This is a genomic window from Microcystis wesenbergii FACHB-1317, assembly GCF_014696875.1.
Taxonomy (GTDB): Bacteria; Cyanobacteriota; Cyanobacteriia; order Cyanobacteriales; family Microcystaceae; genus Microcystis; species Microcystis wesenbergii_A.
Genome location: NZ_JACJQV010000097.1, coordinates 46,053 through 62,427, shown reverse-complemented (window position 1 = coordinate 62,427; position 16,375 = coordinate 46,053). Strand labels below are relative to the sequence as shown.

Sequence of the window (16,375 nt, the reverse complement as noted above, 5' to 3'; positions counted from 1 at the left end):
GAGGCAGACCAGTGCATCAGCAACCGAGTCAACTTATCTTCAGTTTAGCCTAAATGTGCTATAGTAAAGACAGTATGGAAATTAAAAACATTCCTCTGTCCCAAATTCGTCGTCCTTTACCGCGACAAACCGATCCCGAAAAAGTTAATCAGTTGATGCAATCGATCGCTGAGGAGGGATTACGAGAGCCGATCGATGTTTTGGAGGTGGATGGTCAATACTACGGTTTTTCCGGTTGCCATCGCTTTGCCGCTCATCAGCGTCTCGGTAAAGAAACAATTCTCTGTCGAGTTCGTCGCGCTCCTAAATCCGTTTTAGCTAAACACATCGCTTAAGCTGAGAAGTCCCATGAATGAGTCCTTATATAAATATCATCGGCAAAAATTAGAGCAGTTAATGGCAGAAATTGGCTGTAAAAATCTGGAAGAATTGAGTCGGTTATCGGGTCTATCTTCTTGGCAATTGCAGAGAGTTCGCCATGGTTTAATCGCCAAATTATCCTCTGAATCTTTGGTGAAATTAGCTAATGCGCTGCAGCTGCCAGTTAGCGATCTTCTCGCTCATTTTCAAATTCCGACTATGCAGCCAGAGGATCGTTCAGGGGAATTAAAAATTCTCGAACAAGAGTATCAAAATTTACAGCAAAAATTAGACAAGCAAAAAGAAGAATTAGCCGCAGAATTTCAAAGTCAAAGCATCGAAGTGATCGAATCTTGGTTAGTTCAATGGCCCACGGCCGAGGCCGTTGCCCGCAAAAATCCCGACCTAGCAGCCGTCAAAATCCTCTCCCTAGTTAAACCGATTATGCAGTTACTGGAGCGCTGGGGAGTGCAACCAATTGACAGTGTCGGTGATCATGTTAGTTATGATCCGCAAATCCATCAATTGATCGATGGTCAAGCAGAAATCGGTACACCAGTTCTAGTGCGTTATCGGGGCTATCGTCATGGGGAAAAACTACTTTATCGTGCTAAAGTGAGTTTAATTAAAGTAGAAATGCCGGAAATTCAACCAGTAGAAACAGAAAATGTCACCGCTTAAAGTGATAATTCTTGCAGAGCTTTAGTGCTGCGAAAAATTCCCCCGTGGTCTGCTTTTATCGAAAAAATCGGGTCTAAAACCTCGCCTTAAGACGAAAAGTTTTTGGAGCGGGACATAAATCCCCATTACAAAACTAATGGCTACTTGACAACCGTTCCCTGAACGGTTAGAACGAGATTATGAGTGATTCAGAGGAAAAAATATGCGAAAGCCTTACGATGACTGTTTTGAACACATTACTGATCCTGTCCAACGAAATTCTGTTCGCCAGCAATGGTTACAGATGCTTGACGGAGGTTTATCTGTTGCCGATGTTAGGATACTACTATTAGCGACGCTTAAGCGAAACCCAACCGCACTAATGTCGTTAACAATGTTGGGTTTCGCTCAAACCATTGAATTGAGCAGTTTTCTCCTAAGGATTAAATCGCTCAACCCAACCTACAAGCTGAAGAATAATAACTCAATTTGTATTTGTGCTACTTTAAAAATATGAAAGCAACGATCCGAAACGTTAAAATTAGCGAAATCCCCACAGCGATCGAGCAGTTAGGCTTGTCCGCTCATGCGTGTGTCGATTTCACCATCGAGAATCATGAGATGACGGGAAACGAACAGGACGAAACCACCCAAGCCTTGATGGAAGTGGTGAATGAAATTCGTGCTTATGCCAAGAGTCAGGGATTGACTGATGAGAAGTTGGAAGAGCTTTTAGTAGATCAATCGTGAACCCATAGTTATCGATACGAACGTCTTGATAAGCTTCGCCTTAAGCAGTACGACAACACCAGCTTTGGCTGTAGAATACGCGATTAATAACTTTATTATTCTGCAAAGTCCCGCAACTATATGCGAGTTGGTCACAAAACTTCTTCTCCCAAAGTTCGAGAGGTACATTACACTGGAGCAGCGCCGACAACTGCTAGTAAGAATTTTGGAAATTTCGCTGCTGATTAGACCTACTGACCACACTGAAATTTGCCGAGATCGAGACGATAATAAATTCCTAAAATCCAGTTTGAGTGAGATGATCGAAAGAACAACATCGATATCGAAAAACACGGGATAGACTTTAATTTTGCCAAGACAAGTGACTTAAGCAAGGTTGGGTTGAGCAATAATAACTTTTGTCTGTCAAATATTAGTGACGCTTGAGCGAAACCCAACCACATCAATGTCGTTAAGAATGTTGCGTTTCTAACTGGGATTGGTGCGTTACACTAACGCTAACTTTTATCTCATCGGTAAAGATTGCAATCCAAAACAGAGACCTTGACAGACTCTTGTTAGGAAATTTAAGTCCAAAGTAGCGATTGTATCCCGAGAACTATGATAATAGGGATTACGCATATTAGCAGTATCTGTCACCATAATTGCCGAATAACCGCAATCCCAAAAGGGAGAATGATCGCTGCGTCGAGTATCGGGGACGATATAACCTCCAAAAATTACGGGCAACCATTCGCAGGGAGTTTGATTTTCTCGCAGGACTCGACTGAGAAAATTTAAATCCTTGCGGGTTTTGAGATTGCCAATCAAAGCGATAAAATCCCCAGTGTTGGGGTAAAAATATTCTAGAAAAGCTGGATATTTTTGAGAATGGAGATTTTTATCACAGTAACCGAGCATTTCTAAGGATAACATTAACCTTAAATCCTGCTTAGTTTGTTTTAATTTTTCCGAATATGCAATGCTCCCCAGCAATCCGTATTCTTCTAGATCGAAAGCAATTAAACGAATTGGATAATTAGCCTGATTCTCCCCAAAAAACCTCGCTAATTCTAATAATACCGCTAATCCCGTGGCGTTATCGTCGGCCCCTGGCGACCCCGGCACCGTGTCATAATGAGCGCCAATTAAAATCGGAGGTTTTTGACTGTTGTTAGGCAAATCCAAGATTAAATTTTCGTAAACTTTTCCCTGAAATGGGAAAAAATGTGATTCAACCTTTCCCCAATTGCCTAATTCTTGCCGCAGATATTCTCGCACATAAAAATGTCCTTGACTAGAGAAAAAAGGGTTTCTTTCTCGGACAATTTGTTCTAGGTGTTGGCTTAAGCGATCGCTAAGAAGATCAAACATTGATGGCAGCAGATAATTTAATCAAAAGAGCCAATGGATAGAGAAACTGAGGGAAAAATCGGGGAAAATAATAATTGTTAATTATAAAATATTCTGTGGAGCTAAAATCATGACAAATCTCCAGTGGACTAGCTATGATTGTATCGTTGTTGGGGCGGGATTAGCAGGATTAATCGCCGCGCGGAATCTCCAGAGGCAAGGTCATCAAGTTCTGGTGATCGAAGCGCGAAATCGTTACGGTGGTAGAATGTCTGGTCAATATCTCCCCTCCGGACAGTGGATCGATCGAGGTGGTCAGTGGGTGGGTCCAACCCAAGAGCGTTTTTTAGCCCTTCTTGATGAGTATAAAATACGTCGTTTTCCCTCTCCCAATCAGGGAAAAACCGTCCTAGTCTTTAACAACAAACGCTATGAATTCAATGGTTTTTTTCAAGGTTTCCACGAGGGAGAAGTACCCGATATCGGCGCGGCAGAATGGCAAGATGCGATGTCAGCATGGGCGCGTTTTCAAGAACTAGCCAAAACTCTACCTTCAGGTTATCCCCAAAGCAACGATCACACCAAAAAACTAGACAGTAAAACTTTTGCCCAGTGGATTGAAGAAAACACCAGCACAGATTTTGGTCAATGGTATTTTGCTTATATGGCCCGTGCAGTGGGTTTTCTCGGGCCGGCCGAACCCAACCAAGTCTCACTGCTGCACGTTCTTTGGGGACAAAATTGCGCCCCTCAGGCCGAACATCCAGAAGCCGAACTGATCCATGGCGGAGCGGGACAAATTCCCGACAAGATCGCGGCGGAATTAGGACAGCGAATTCGACTGGGGGAACCAGTTGTTCGCCTTAATTATGACTCGGCCGGTGTCACCATAGAAACCACTCAGAACACTTTTACCGCCAAATTTGCCATCATTGCCATGCCGCCCCATCTCGCCGGCCGCATTATTTATCATCCCCCGCTGCCACCCCAGCGACAACAACTAACCCAACGAGTACCGATGGGATGCTGCGCTAAAGTCCTGATTTCCTATGAGCAACCCTTCTGGCGAAAACAGGGACTAGCGGGACTTGCCCAAGGGAATTGTCAATGGTTGGAACTCTGTGCTGATAGTTCCGATCCCGAAACCGGCGTCGGGGTAATGGCCACCTTTGTGGTTGGCGATCGCTATATTCGTTGGCGCTCCATGAGTAGTCCGGCGCGCCGTGCCGCCGTCCTCTCGGATTTAGCTATTTATTTCGGTCAAGAGGCTCTTTTCCCGATCAGTTACGATGAGGTGGATTGGCCCGGGGATACCTGGACTGGTGGCGCATATTCCGCCTTTATGCCCCCCGGAGTCTGGACAAGTTTCGGCGAGGCTCTTTTTACTCCCGTCGGACCGATTCACTGGGCTGGCACAGAAATGTCCGATCGCTGGCCGGGATTTTTTGAGGGAGCGATCCGCACCGGTGAGGCAGCGGCCGATCAAATCGCCTTCCTTTTGCGGGAAAAATGAGCATCTACAGGGCTACGCCACCTTTTAGGTCAAAAAAGTCATCATAGTCAATTTTCGGGGCTAATAGGGCAAAAAAATCCTAAATCATCACTATTTCGCCCTGGTAATGTTCGACGAAATACTGCACACGATGACGATATTCTTTAATTGTCCGATCGACCCATTCCCGCTGCTCACTGTTAGCATAGATATGCACTAAAGGTTCTCCGGCATCGGGTAAAATCAATACCCAGTCATCATTAAGGGGATTAATCACCTTCACCCCATCGATCAACTCTAGATTATCGGTAGCGTGAGTTTCCACCAGATAGCGCATCAAGGATCCCTTGACTTTCCAAGGACAACGCACCGCCGTATTCTTATTGTAAATGCGCGGTAACTCGGCCCGCACCTGAGCTAGAGAACGTTCCTGAATGGTTAACATCTCCAAAAGTTTCGCCACGCTGAACATGGCATCGAAACCGGGATGTAATTGCGGAAAAATAAAGCCAGTTTGCCCTGATCCTCCTAAAACCACATTAGGATTAGTTTGACATCCTTCCATTAAAGCGCTAGGACTGGCTTTTGTCCGCACCACCCGGCCATCGTGACGACGTGCGATCTGTTCCACGGCACTAGAAGCATGAACCGGCACTACCACTGTACCGCGAGGATGGGCGGTCAGAATTGTATTCACCATTAGAGCAGTTAATTGTTCCCCGCGAATCGATAAACCACTCTCATCGACGAGGACTAATTGTTCCCCGTTGGCCGAAACTTGTACGCCTAAGTTCGCTTTCAGGGCCTCCACCACATGGCCCAATTGATGGATCAGTAACTCTCTTTCCTGCATGGAAAGGGCATTCTGACGTAAACTGGCATTGAGAACCACGGCATCACAGCCAAATTTGGCCAGTAATTCTGGTAAAATTGCCCCTGAGACTCCGTAGGCGTAATCAATGACGATTTTGGAGCTACTATTGCGAATAGCCTCTACATTTAGCTGAGTTTCAAAGGTTTTGCGGTAATTATCGAGAATATCAGCCGGATAGGACATACTGCCGATTTCCTGCATTCCCACCCGTCGCAGATCTTCTTTGAAATAGGCCCCTTCGATTTTCTTTTCCCTCGCTTTGGAAACATTAATTCCTTTTTCGTCTAAAAACTCGATTAAGAGAAAATCTGGGCGATCGGGATGAATACGAACGTGAATGCCACCGACTACGTTTAATTTAGCCACTAAAGTCCGCGAAATCGGTAAAGCATTCGCTTGTAGGTTTTGGATATTCACCCCCACGGACATTAAACCGGCAATCAGCGATCGACTGACCATGCGCGAGACACTACGTTGATCCCGGGAGACGATTACCGTTGACCCCGGTTTCAGGATGGAACCGTAGGCTGCCCCCAGTTTAACGGCGAATTCGGGCGTGATATCGATGTTAGCGAGACCCGATACTCCTCGTTGACCAAAGAGGTTTTTATGGGCAGTATTTCCCCAAATCAGGTTAATATTGAGGATGGCTCCCGATTCGATCTGTTTACTCGGCCAGACTCTTACTCCAGAGTTGATCTGCGCTTCTTCCCCGACGATCGATAATTGTCCGATCACCGCACCTTCGTGTACCTGGGCCCGTCGATCGATTCTAGTTCCTCTAGCGATCGTACAAGCGGCTAAATTGACCTCATCCCCGATCACCACACCATTCCAGAGGATGGGACGTTTCAGATCGGAACCAGCACCGATGGTGACATTATCGCCGATAACCGAACCCCTCTCGATCAGAACATTTGCACCAATACGGCAATGATTGCCGATCATGGCCGGGGCCTCAATGTGAGCGCTAGGATCGATATAGGTATTAGTACCGACCCACACCCCGGGGGATTTTTCTCGATAGGGAAATTCTAGGTTAACTTTGCCAGATAAAGCGTCGTATTGCGCTTCTCGGTAGGCCTCCAGATGACCGACATCGCACCAATAACCATCGGCCACATAACCATACATAGGTTCGCCCCTTTGCAGCAGCAGCGGAAACAAATCTTTAGAAAAGTCGGCTTCTTCTTTGTAGGGGAGATAATCGAGGACTTCTGGTTCGAGAATATAGGTTCCGGTGTTGACAGTATCGGAAAAAATCTCGCTGGTGGATGGTTTTTCGATAAAACGGCGAATTCTGCCTTCTTTGTCGGTAATCACTACCCCAAATTCGATCGGATTGGCAACCCGCGTCAGGACGAGGGTTGCTTTCGAGTTTTTACTTTTATGGAATGCGATCGCTTTTTGCAGGTCAAAATCGGTGATACTATCGCCACTAATCACCAGAAAGGTATCATCTAACCATTCGGCGATATTTTTCACACATCCTGCGGTGCCTAGGGGTTGATCCTCCTCGACAGCGTAGGTGATTTTTACCCCAAAGTCGCTGCCGTCTTGAAAGTAGTCGCGCATGACATCGGGAAGATAGTGCAGGGTGGTGATAATTTCGGTAATGTCATGTTTTCGTAGTAAATTGATAATATGTTCGGCGATCGGACGGTTGAGAATCGGGACCATCGGTTTGGGAAGATCACAAGTAAGCGGACGTAATCTTGTCCCCGAACCACCTGCCATTAATACCGCTCGCATAATTTCCTCCCAAGGCTATCTTTTCGCCGTTTTTAAATATTTTTTTCAAATTCTGGCTTGAGTTTCCCGACCTCGATCGAGCTAGTCCCTAACCGGCATTCTAACACCGTCCCCCCGATTCAGAACAATATTTTCTTTTCCCAAGCCAGCAAAACCAAAGCTTAAAATAGGAGATGTGAATTGTCTAAATCTAAGGATGAGATGGCATGAGACTGGTTATTTTTCTCTTAATAATTGTTTATGGTGCCGGTGGTTGGAAATTCTGGAATGGATACAGAAGCACTAATTTTAGTTCCAGTTTACCCAATCGTTTAGCTCTAACGCTGTTCTGGCCGCTTCTGTTGGCTGTTAATCCCGCCTATCGCAAGAATTTTCAAAAAGCCCTCAAGGGCAAATAAAATTAACATACTGCCAAGGTCACGGCCATAAAACAGAAAGTGGGTGGGTATCGAGGCGTTTTCTGCCGGATTAGTCGAGATTACCCCCCCCAAAAAACCCTAAATAATCCATGGCAATCGGCAATTTAGCTGTGGATGGCTTATTATGGTTAGGGAAAAAAAGGGGTCGTAGCTCAGTTGGATAGAGCGAGTGCCTCCTAAGCACTAGGCCGCCGGTTCGATCCCGGCCGATCCCGCCTTTTTCAGTGTTGCCAAAGGCACGGCGTAGCCGTCCAGTGATCAGTAAACAGTGAAAAGATGCTGGGAAACTGCTATTTAATACTGCTCACTTAAAACTTAAATCTGATCACTGATAACTGATCACTGATCACTGATAACTGATATTTATCTTCTCATTCTGCCCTTAACTTGATACCAAAGCCTTCTTAAACGTAGATCGAGAGAAAAACCTCGACGGGTGGGAATAACAATCGTGCCACCGATGCGATCGTGGAAAGCGCGGTTAAATTGCTCATCGCCGATCGCCATACCACAATCGGCGAAAAGGGGCGAAGATAATAAAATCAAGCTTAAAGGATTGCCAAAAAAAGTATTTAACCCTACCATCATTAAAGCTGCCCCGCCACCAGCGATCGCCTCTCGTTTGCTTAACTCCAAAATTCCGGGTAAACGCTGAAGTTGTAGATCGATGATCTTCATATCCAGGGCCCAACGTCCTAAACTCTGACCCTGATTCTGCGCTACTAATAACACCCGCCAACACCACCAGATCAGGAGAAAAAGGAAAAATTGCAGTACAGGCGCACTATTAGCAAAGGAGCTTAAAAACCAGATCGAGGCAAAGTCGATCAGGAAAGCATAGGCGCGACGATCTAAGGGAATTTTCGGAAATTTTTGCGGTAGATTATCTTCAGGCGGGATCGGGTAAACCATAAAAGATCTGTTGTAAAAATCAAAAATTGTTGTTAGGGTTAGGAGTCAGTAGCCAGTAGTCAGGAGTCAGGAGAATTAAGAATGAATAATAATCAGTTAAATGGTCTATTTACAGACTTTATGCCATTTAATTCTTATTTTTGCAGTTTTTGAACCCTGAAAAATTAATTATGCAAGAGGTTTAAAGTCAATTCTCGGAAAAATCCTGCGGTTTATCTTCTACTCTAATCGGGAAATTGGCAATTCTAGGATAGTTGTCCCTTGTCTTTTTTCTCCCCCTGTCTCGGAGTCTTCTGTCTGGGAGTCTGCTTACCTAACCGAAGATTTTTGATTTTTGCAGGAGATATAATTATTAATCGACTCGGAGATCTAAGCTACCATTGAGCAAAGGTAGCCCAGAATACAGGGATAATCATGGAGCAAGATTCATTAACAACGGAGGTTATTCTAACCCATCCGCGGCAAAGTTTGGGAGAGATCCAATTGGATTGGATGCCACAACCGGGTAATTATTTGGCCTTAAAAGGACAAACCTACGCAGTTTTGGAACGTCACCACCAGTATCAATACAAGATTGGTGGCTATTGTTTACGCAAAATTTCCCTTTATGTACAAACTGCTCCCACTCCTAACGAAAAAAGTTTGATTGAAGGACGTTGGGTGATGGGGGATGCTAGTTGTCGTTTTAACGCCAGATCTGAACTGTTGCGCTGTGCGATTAACCCCCCCGGTCCCTGTCAAGATTGTCGTTTTTACGAAACTATTAACCCTTAAAAGAGCCTTTTTTCGGCAACAATCTGGCTATTTTCCCCTAGCTAACCGCTATATTGATCAATCGCCTATGAATCATCCTTATTCTTGGATCGAGGATAGCTTAAAAACCCTCCATCGGGCCAATTGGTATCGAAGGGTTAAAACCATTCAAGGCCGGGGCGGAGCCGTTATAGAATTAGAGGGTCGATCGCTGATTAATTTTGCCAGTAATGATTATCTGGGATTAGCAGCCGATGAAAGAATGATCGCAGCAGCCATAGCAGCCACACAACGCTATGGAACCGGAAGCACCGGCTCGCGTCTATTAAGTGGACACCGAGATCTTCATCGAGACTTAGAATTAGCGATCGCATCTTTTAAAAATAGCGAAGACGCGATCGTTTTTAGTTCGGGATATTTAGCCAATTTGGGGACAATTACCTGTTTAGTGGGGCAGAAAGACCTGATTTTAGGCGATCAATACAATCACTCTAGCCTCAAAAATGGAGCCAAGTTAAGCGGTGCCACGGTGAAAGAATACCAGCACAATAGTCTCGAAGATTTAGAAAATCAGTTATTAGCCCACCGTCATCACTATCGTCATTGTTTACTGCTCACCGATACAGTGTTTAGTATGGATGGGGATATCTGTCCCCTAGCGGGAATTCTCGCTCTAGCCGAGATTTATAATTGCATGGTTTTGGTGGATGAGGCCCACGCTACCGGGGTTATGGGGGAAAATGGCACAGGTTGCGTGGAATATTGTGGTTGTCAAGGACGGGAATTAATTCAGATGGGGACCCTGAGTAAAGCTTTAGGCAGTTTAGGGGGATATGTGACTGGAAACGCCAAAATTATCGATTTTATCCGCAATCGCGCCGCCACCTGGATTTATACTACCGGTTTATCCCCCGCCGACACCGCCGCCGCTAGAATGGCTTTAGAGATTATTCGTCTGGAGCCGGAACGTCGCCAACGCCTACACCAAAATGTTAATTTTGTCAAGAGTAACTTAAATAATTTTAATATATTGCCTTCGGAAGCGGCGATTTTATGTTTACCGGTAGCCAATCCGGGTCAAGCCCTAGAATTATCGCAAAAACTGCTAGAAAAAGGGATTTTTGCCCCCGCCATTCGTCCTCCTACCGTTCCCACCAGTCGTCTGCGGTTTACTGCTATGGCCACCCATAGCCTCGCCCATCTAGAGGTTCTTGTCCAGTCTATTGGCGAATCTTTCCCCACATAGAGAAAAAGTTTTTCGTGGGAAGTGGGGAACAACTAAGTTGAGCGGCGGTTAGCATCCTTGATCCCATCATCAAGCTCTCTAGCCTGGCCGCTCCAACGACTTGTTAGACTGGGCTTTCGCAATAAGTTTACGACTTCTCTGCCGCTTGCTGCCTCCTTTTTGCGTAGGTCTGCAAAGATTGCATCCAAGTCATACTAATTTGGGATAGCTTTCTTTGGATTTGAGCGTTTGCCATCTGCTTACAATTCCATGTTAGTAGATAGTCTAAGCCATAAACGGTTGCTAGTGCCATGTGTAAGGCATCATTAGACGCTTTGGGGGGTAGGTTGCTTTGTTGCAGGAATTCTTGTGCTAGAGCGATCGCTTCTTCGGTTAGATCGAGAAAAATCAAGGACTGTAGCAAGTTCTGTCTTTGAGTAGCAATTGTTGAATCTTCTCTCGATGCTTCATCTTCAACAATTTCCGAAACATACAGAACTAATAAACTACTATACTCATCCCACCAGTCTTGTGTAATCTTAATGTTGGCCGCAAGAATCAGGTTTTCTGTTGGTCTTGCGGTTAGATGACCCAAAATACTGGTTTCAATATAGACGGTTTCGCTCACGGCAATAAGAGAAAATCTATCCCACGTCTATCCTACTGCATTTAATCTTGGTTTTGAGGGAGTTGGGTTTCCTACCTACAAGATCAGCGATCTGCTACGCAGTGCCTTCGGCATCGCATTTAAACCCACAGTTTCAATTAATGTGCTATGCCACTTCCAGAGAGCTAACGGCTTAGCTGAGCGGCGATAGACAACCTCTGCATCACCGCTAAGATCTCTCAATTGTCCGCTGCTCCAGCGTGTTGTTATGCCGTGTTGCTTGTCAGTTACCCACAACTCTAAATTAACTTGCCCTTGCAGAATTGCCGTGACTAGATTAAACTTAGTTTATAGACTTAGTTCTTTTAGACTATGGAAACAGTAAACATTCATCAGGCTAAAACAAACCTTTCTCGGCTATTGTCTCGTGTGGAACTCGGAGAAGTAATCGTTATTTCAAACCGAGGTATCCCAATTGCTAAGCTTGTTCCATTTCGGACATCTTTAGATCGACGGTCTAGTTTAGGACAAGATCGAGGGATGTTGACCATACCAGATGATTTTAATGCTCCTTTACCAGAAGATATTTTGGGAGCATTTGAGGGTGGTGCGGAGTGAGACTTTTACTGGATACACAATGCTGGCTGTGGTGGTTTGTCCAACCAGACAAGTTAAGTGAGAATGTAATTGAACAAATTGCCAACGAAAGCAATGAAGTGTGGTTTTCTGTTGCCAGTGTTTGGGAGATGGGAATTAAAGTTTCAATCGGTAAATTACCACTGCCAGAGCAAATAGATAATTATGTCTCTACTCGAATGACCCAACTAGGAGCTAGATCGTTAGAGATCAATGCTTCTCATGCTTTGCGGGCGGCTGCATTGCCTTTACATCATCGTGATCCTTTTGACCGAATGCTGATTGCACAAGCTCAGGTAGAAGATATGACACTTGTGAGTGCGGATTCAACATTTAATCAGTATGAAGTGTCTTTGCTTTGGGCAGCTAGTTCTTAGTCATAAACACAGAATTTCACCTGCCTTCTAGATGCTCGTGAATCAAACTCTGTAACGCTTAAATGATTTTTGACTTTCTTCTTGGGGCAAGCTTTTGACTCTCCTAAATTTTAGTTTAGCAGATCCCCTATCCAGATCAGGAGTAAGGCTTTATGAGAAAAAGCACTAATCTCGAAAACCCTATAACCCAGTATAGTACCCTAAATCAACTCCTCCAACCCCATCTAGGGGTGTTACCCAATGCCTTCGGTATCGCATTTAAACCCACAGCTGCAATCAATGTGCATGGTGCGTTCCCCCAAAAATCGATCGCTGGAGCAGTAGGAGTCAGATTAGGGAACGCACCCTACAAGATCGGCGATCGTACTGCTACGCAGTGCCTTCGGCATCGCACTTTGTAAAATGGGTTGAAATATTGCAATAGAATCATTCTCCCGCAATGGTCAAAACTTTTCTGTAGAGTGTTTCGCTAATTCGGAATTCTGCCTTTAAGATTAGCTGATCAACAATCGGTTTAATATTCATAATCAATTCCTTTTGCTTGGCTTCGAGTAAAACGCCCAATATTCCAGTAATATTTAGCCCAAGAGATCGTGCAACTTTGCGTCCTTTTCTTTCATCCAAAATTAATATATCTGCGCCTAATTCTAGCGCTAAAATAATCCCTTCTGATTCTCCTCGGTCTAATTTATTGAGTAGTTGATTAACTTGGTTTTGCTGGGTGACGGGCCGTGTTTCTATCCAAGATAAGGTCATGATTTCAATCGTGCCAGGAACGGCGTAACCTAAACTCGCCATTTCCTCATAAACGGCTTGAGGAATGATAATTGTTCCATAGAGTTGATGCAAAAGGGTTAACTGGTTAACGGTGGCTAGGTTGGTAATGGGTGAGGTGTCACTCACGACGATCATAGTCTGCCCAGTTTTTGTAAGGTTTGGATATCTTCTTCTAATTCTTCAAGGTCATAATGGACACAAATCTCTCTTAGATTAAGTTCGTGTTGAAATTGGAGGAGGTTCATGCCTGCAAGATGACGGGCTTTGCCGATGCTGATTTTGTCTTGTTTAAAGAGCATGATGGCGATTTCTAGTTTTAGCTCGTCTTCGGAGAGTCCTGATGCGGTCAGTATGTCATTAGGAATAACTACGCTCATAATTTTTAGGGGTTGGCGATTGTCAAATCAGCGATGGTTTTATGATAGCTCGCTTGTGTCTAGTGCCTTGAGGAAGGTTTATGATTTCTCCAATCTCCATTAAAAAGAAGCAAATATCAAATAATCCTCTTTTAAATAGCAAAAAAAGAGACCATTGCGGCTCTCCTGTTGTAATCCCTTCAACTAACGCTTAGTTTTTGTCTGCTTGGGTGTGGCGGCGCTTGAAGCCAGCCCCCAGACCGACGACAGCCCCCAGACCGACGAGGGCAGAGGGTTCCGGGGTTTGAGCGGGAGGAGCGGCATCGCATTTAAACCCACAGCTGCAATCAATGTGCATGGTGCGTTCCCCCAAAATCGATCGGTGGAGCAGTAGGAGTCACATTAGGGAACGCACCCTACGGTGATCGCACCGTTAAGTCTCTCATTCTAATTTTGTCTTCTTCAATAACTGTAAAGTGTCCATACCAGTCCTAAGTACAGGACAAAAAGCTTGAAAAGTAGGCGGGAGTAGGGTTTTATGAGAAATAGCACTAATCTCGAAAACCCTATGAATCAGTATAGCGCCTTAAAGCAAGCCCTTCAACCCCATCTAGGATGGCATGGTGCCAGAATTTCCTTTCTCGCACTGTTTTTACTCGCCTTGCTCAAAGTCAAAACCGTCAATCTGAGCGAGTTAGCGGTAGGATTTGGAGGTAAAGCCCTCAAAGAGTCTAACTACAAAAGATTACAACGCTTTTTCCGAAATTTCGAGCTTGATTACCTTGAGATCGCCAAAATTGTCGTCGGTTGGGTGAATATCCCCCAACCTTGGGTATTGAGTCTTGACCGGACAACTTGGGAGTAGGTCCCGCATTGCTACAACATCTTGACTGTAGGCATAGTCCACGAGGGGGTGGCCATTCCCTTACTGTGGTGGATGCTCCCGAAAAAAGGAAACTCCAACAGTGATGAGCGTATGCGTTTCCTTGAGGAGATGCTAAAAATTTTTCCCGCCGCTGAGATTCGTTGTCTGTGTGCCGACCGGGAGTTTGTCGGTCAAGCTTGGTTACGTTACCTTCTTTTAGAACCTGACCTGCCTTTCCGCATCCGGATTCGGGCTACTGACAAGATTAAGCGGGGCGGAAAAACCTTGGCTGCCAAAGTTGTTTTCGCTCATCTGGCTATCGGAGAATCTCAACAACTCAAAGGGGATTGTCGAGTTTGGGGTAATCAGGTTTCCGTTGAAGCCTTGCGTTTGGATGACGGGGACCTCTTGGTCGTGATCGCTCCCCCCCATACGGTCGGACTCGTTCGCGACTATGCTCTCCGCTGGGGGATTGAAACTCTGTTTGGGATTCTCAAGACTCGTGGTTTTTGCTTGGAATCAACCCACTTTACTGACCCCGAGCGCCTGCGTAAACTTTTTGCCCTGTTAACTTTAGCCTTAGTCTGGTCTCTCAAGACTGGCTTGTGGCTTCATCAGCTTCATCCAATTCCCCTCAAGAAACACGGTCGTCGTGCTAAGAGTCTTTTTCGCTTAGGTTTTGACCATCTTCGTCATCTGATTCTTAACCCTTCTTTGCCTAATCATCGGGATTTTCTTCATTCCCTACAATTTTTGTCCTGTACTTAGATACCAGTCATCCCGCAATGAGATAACCTTGGCAACTTTCTCAGCGACTACAGATGCAGAAGGTACTCTTATTCTAAACAAAATAATACCAACACTGGCCGGCGACCTTGAACGAAAGGCGAGTTCTCCAAAATCTTGATCAAATGTCAAGAGAATACGATTTTCTGCCTGGGCGCGACTTAAAACTTCCCGGTCCGAGATTCCGGGGGATTCCACCCTAATCCACAGGACATCATGGCCATTTTGTCCTAGGGCTTCAACCGCATCAAGGGGGAAATTTTCGTTCGCTAGAAAACGCATCAGTTAAGCAGGAATAGCATAGACTTTCTCAGATTTGAGCATTACACTAGCATAGCTAAGACAAGCTTGAATATCTTCTACTGTAATACCTGGGTAGTTTCGCAGAATTTCATCAATACTCCAACCTTGGGCGAGAAGATCGATGATAAATTCAACCGCAATCCTTGTTCCTTTAATGATAGGTTTTCCCACCAAAATATCGGGATTTAGTGTAATTCGAGTTTCCCAGTCCATAGCTACATCATTGAAAGTGTTTTCAAAAAGGTAAAGGCTGCGTGGGACGCACCCTATATCTCGTTTTATTATAACAGGATTTGGTATCACAGTTTCAATCAATGTGCATGGTGCGTTCCCCAAAAATCAATCGCTGGAGCAGTGGGAGCCACATTAGGGAACGCACCCTACGGCGATTGCGATCGCACTACAAGATTGGCGATCGCTTAAAAGTCATCAAAAAATCACGTTAAAATGCTCGAAACCGATCCCTCATATTTGGTCGATCCTGTCAATGCGTAAGTCCTAGAGAATTACGTTTTTCTTCTTTAAGATACTTTTCTAATATAACCCGCTCTTTAAACCAGCCAATCTGGAAAAATCTAATAATACGAATAATTGATATACATGAGATAAATAAACAAAGAGACATAGGAAATAGCTCATTTGGAATCTTATTGAAGAAATTCCAACTTAGAAGAAGAGTGAGTAAGAATATAAAGAAATAATATAGGGCATCAGCTATGAAAATACCTTTCCAATCTTCAAAAATTAATATCTTGTTTTCGAGAGTATAAGTCGATTTAGCATCAAGAATTTTATCTCTCATCTCATTCAAATACTTACCAGTTTCTGTTGCAGGTCTAAAAAATGCCCATATAACAAAAAATATTGGTAAGAAATTTTCAAGAACATCTATTTTCATTGTTTTGAAAGTACCTCAAAAATTAAAACTATAGTCCTTGTAATTTTTAATGGCCGCAATTCCTGCAGGTACATATATTACAGGCTAACTACATATTATAGGTCAACTTTCTGTATAACACTCTCCAGAGTAACGATATAGTTCAACTTTCGGACTATCACCCCATTTAGGCGCAATTGCCAAAACTTTTCCCCATATCACGCCCAAAAGCGTGTTAGCCAGATTAGCTTACTGCAAACAG

21 protein-coding genes, 1 tRNA gene and 1 pseudogene are annotated in these 16,375 nt (G+C 44.5%); 13 read left to right on the top strand and 10 right to left on the bottom strand.

Annotation, left to right across the window (positions count from 1 at the left end; all coding sequences use genetic code 11):
* The first annotated feature begins 53 nt into the window (after positions 1-53).
* From H6F92_RS06620 to H6F92_RS27005, 4 genes are all read left to right on the top strand, one after another.
* Positions 54-335 (top strand): ParB N-terminal domain-containing protein, encoded by a 282-nt coding sequence (locus H6F92_RS06620; RefSeq protein ID WP_002763410.1) that lies wholly within the window; start codon positions 54-56, stop codon positions 333-335.
* Between the two features lie 13 nt (positions 336-348).
* Positions 349-1,041, top strand: coding sequence for a helix-turn-helix domain-containing protein (locus H6F92_RS06615; RefSeq protein WP_190357223.1), 693 nt, complete (start codon positions 349-351; stop codon positions 1,039-1,041).
* A 492-nt stretch (positions 1,042-1,533) separates the two neighbouring features.
* A complete protein-coding gene (locus tag H6F92_RS06610; RefSeq protein WP_190357222.1) occupies positions 1,534-1,770 on the top strand; it encodes a hypothetical protein in 237 nt (78 codons plus the stop codon).
* Positions 1,760-2,110 (top strand): putative toxin-antitoxin system toxin component, PIN family, encoded by a 351-nt coding sequence (locus H6F92_RS27005; protein WP_416338802.1) that lies wholly within the window; start codon positions 1,760-1,762, stop codon positions 2,108-2,110. The genes H6F92_RS06610 and H6F92_RS27005 overlap by 11 nt, the downstream gene beginning before the upstream one ends.
* 164 nt (positions 2,111-2,274) lie before the next feature.
* On the opposite strand, the gene H6F92_RS06600 is transcribed toward H6F92_RS27005, so the two are convergent.
* Positions 2,275-3,123: a M28 family metallopeptidase gene (locus tag H6F92_RS06600; RefSeq protein WP_190357220.1), complete on the bottom strand. Its 849-nt coding sequence runs from the start codon at positions 3,121-3,123 to the stop codon at positions 2,275-2,277.
* 109 nt (positions 3,124-3,232) lie between these two features.
* Between H6F92_RS06600 and H6F92_RS06595 the strand changes: the two genes are divergently transcribed.
* Positions 3,233-4,615: a flavin monoamine oxidase family protein gene (locus tag H6F92_RS06595; protein ID WP_190357219.1), complete on the top strand. Its 1,383-nt coding sequence runs from the start codon at positions 3,233-3,235 to the stop codon at positions 4,613-4,615.
* A 79-nt stretch (positions 4,616-4,694) separates the two neighbouring features.
* On the opposite strand, the gene H6F92_RS06590 is transcribed toward H6F92_RS06595, so the two are convergent.
* Complete coding sequence (locus tag H6F92_RS06590; RefSeq protein ID WP_190357218.1) at positions 4,695-7,220, bottom strand: mannose-1-phosphate guanyltransferase; 2,526 nt, start codon at positions 7,218-7,220, stop codon at positions 4,695-4,697.
* Positions 7,221-7,426: 206 nt separating this feature from the next.
* Here H6F92_RS06590 and H6F92_RS06585 point away from each other — a divergent pair, with 206 nt between their 5' ends.
* Both H6F92_RS06585 and H6F92_RS06580 read left to right on the top strand, forming a co-directional pair.
* Positions 7,427-7,618, top strand: coding sequence for a hypothetical protein (locus H6F92_RS06585; RefSeq protein WP_045356121.1), 192 nt, complete (start codon positions 7,427-7,429; stop codon positions 7,616-7,618).
* Between the two features lie 162 nt (positions 7,619-7,780).
* Positions 7,781-7,854, top strand: a tRNA-Arg gene (locus tag H6F92_RS06580).
* A 148-nt stretch (positions 7,855-8,002) separates the two neighbouring features.
* On the opposite strand, the gene H6F92_RS06575 is transcribed toward H6F92_RS06580, so the two are convergent.
* Positions 8,003-8,551, bottom strand: coding sequence for an RDD family protein (locus tag H6F92_RS06575; RefSeq protein WP_190357217.1), 549 nt, complete (start codon positions 8,549-8,551; stop codon positions 8,003-8,005).
* A 414-nt stretch (positions 8,552-8,965) separates the two neighbouring features.
* Here H6F92_RS06575 and H6F92_RS06570 point away from each other — a divergent pair, with 414 nt between their 5' ends.
* Both H6F92_RS06570 and bioF read left to right on the top strand, forming a co-directional pair.
* Positions 8,966-9,325 (top strand): DUF6464 family protein, encoded by a 360-nt coding sequence (locus H6F92_RS06570; protein WP_002763426.1) that lies wholly within the window; start codon positions 8,966-8,968, stop codon positions 9,323-9,325.
* A gap of 67 nt (positions 9,326-9,392) precedes the next feature.
* A complete protein-coding gene (gene bioF, locus H6F92_RS06565) occupies positions 9,393-10,550 on the top strand; it encodes an 8-amino-7-oxononanoate synthase (protein WP_190357216.1) in 1,158 nt (385 codons plus the stop codon).
* A 127-nt stretch (positions 10,551-10,677) separates the two neighbouring features.
* Here the strand turns inward: bioF and H6F92_RS06560 are convergent, their stop codons facing one another.
* Positions 10,678-11,157: a type II toxin-antitoxin system VapC family toxin gene (locus tag H6F92_RS06560; protein WP_002738680.1), complete on the bottom strand. Its 480-nt coding sequence runs from the start codon at positions 11,155-11,157 to the stop codon at positions 10,678-10,680.
* Positions 11,158-11,508: 351 nt separating this feature from the next.
* On the opposite strand from H6F92_RS06560, the gene H6F92_RS06555 reads away from it, so the two are divergent.
* The 3 genes from H6F92_RS06555 (at position 11,509) to H6F92_RS06545 (ending at position 12,550) form a co-directional block, all read left to right on the top strand.
* Positions 11,509-11,754: a type II toxin-antitoxin system Phd/YefM family antitoxin gene (locus tag H6F92_RS06555; protein ID WP_016514827.1), complete on the top strand. Its 246-nt coding sequence runs from the start codon at positions 11,509-11,511 to the stop codon at positions 11,752-11,754.
* On the top strand, positions 11,751-12,149 hold the full coding sequence (locus tag H6F92_RS06550; RefSeq protein WP_190357215.1) for a type II toxin-antitoxin system VapC family toxin: 399 nt from the start codon (positions 11,751-11,753) through the stop codon (positions 12,147-12,149). Before H6F92_RS06555 ends, H6F92_RS06550 begins: the two co-directional genes overlap by 4 nt.
* A 152-nt stretch (positions 12,150-12,301) precedes the next feature.
* Positions 12,302-12,550 carry a hypothetical protein gene (locus H6F92_RS06545; protein ID WP_242030029.1) on the top strand — a complete coding sequence of 83 codons (249 nt, stop codon included), beginning with the start codon at positions 12,302-12,304 and terminating at the stop codon, positions 12,548-12,550.
* A gap of 25 nt (positions 12,551-12,575) precedes the next feature.
* Here H6F92_RS06545 and H6F92_RS06540 read toward each other — a convergent pair whose 3' ends face one another.
* From H6F92_RS06540 to H6F92_RS06530, 3 genes are all read right to left on the bottom strand, one after another.
* Positions 12,576-13,061, bottom strand: coding sequence for a PIN domain-containing protein (locus H6F92_RS06540; RefSeq protein ID WP_190357214.1), 486 nt, complete (start codon positions 13,059-13,061; stop codon positions 12,576-12,578).
* The gene (locus H6F92_RS06535; protein ID WP_002770883.1) at positions 13,058-13,303 is read right to left on the bottom strand and encodes a UPF0175 family protein; all 246 of its coding nucleotides are present in this window, start codon (positions 13,301-13,303) and stop codon (positions 13,058-13,060) included. The genes H6F92_RS06540 and H6F92_RS06535 overlap by 4 nt, the downstream gene beginning before the upstream one ends.
* 190 nt (positions 13,304-13,493) lie before the next feature.
* Complete coding sequence (locus H6F92_RS06530) at positions 13,494-13,640, bottom strand: PEP-CTERM sorting domain-containing protein (protein ID WP_002738886.1); 147 nt, start codon at positions 13,638-13,640, stop codon at positions 13,494-13,496.
* 210 nt (positions 13,641-13,850) lie between these two features.
* Between H6F92_RS06530 and H6F92_RS06525 the strand changes: the two are divergent.
* Positions 13,851-14,915, top strand: a pseudogene (locus tag H6F92_RS06525) (IS4 family transposase).
* Here H6F92_RS06525 and H6F92_RS06520 read toward each other — a convergent pair.
* From H6F92_RS06520 to H6F92_RS06510, 3 genes are all read right to left on the bottom strand, one after another.
* Positions 14,892-15,215 carry a DUF5615 family PIN-like protein gene (locus H6F92_RS06520; protein ID WP_190357213.1) on the bottom strand — a complete coding sequence of 108 codons (324 nt, stop codon included), beginning with the start codon at positions 15,213-15,215 and terminating at the stop codon, positions 14,892-14,894. The pseudogene H6F92_RS06525 and the gene H6F92_RS06520 overlap by 24 nt on opposite strands.
* Positions 15,216-15,218: 3 nt before the next feature.
* The gene (locus H6F92_RS06515) at positions 15,219-15,449 is read right to left on the bottom strand and encodes a DUF433 domain-containing protein (protein WP_002779924.1); all 231 of its coding nucleotides are present in this window, start codon (positions 15,447-15,449) and stop codon (positions 15,219-15,221) included.
* A gap of 271 nt (positions 15,450-15,720) precedes the next feature.
* Positions 15,721-16,134: a hypothetical protein gene (locus H6F92_RS06510; RefSeq protein ID WP_190357212.1), complete on the bottom strand. Its 414-nt coding sequence runs from the start codon at positions 16,132-16,134 to the stop codon at positions 15,721-15,723.
* Positions 16,135-16,375: the final 241 nt, after the last annotated feature.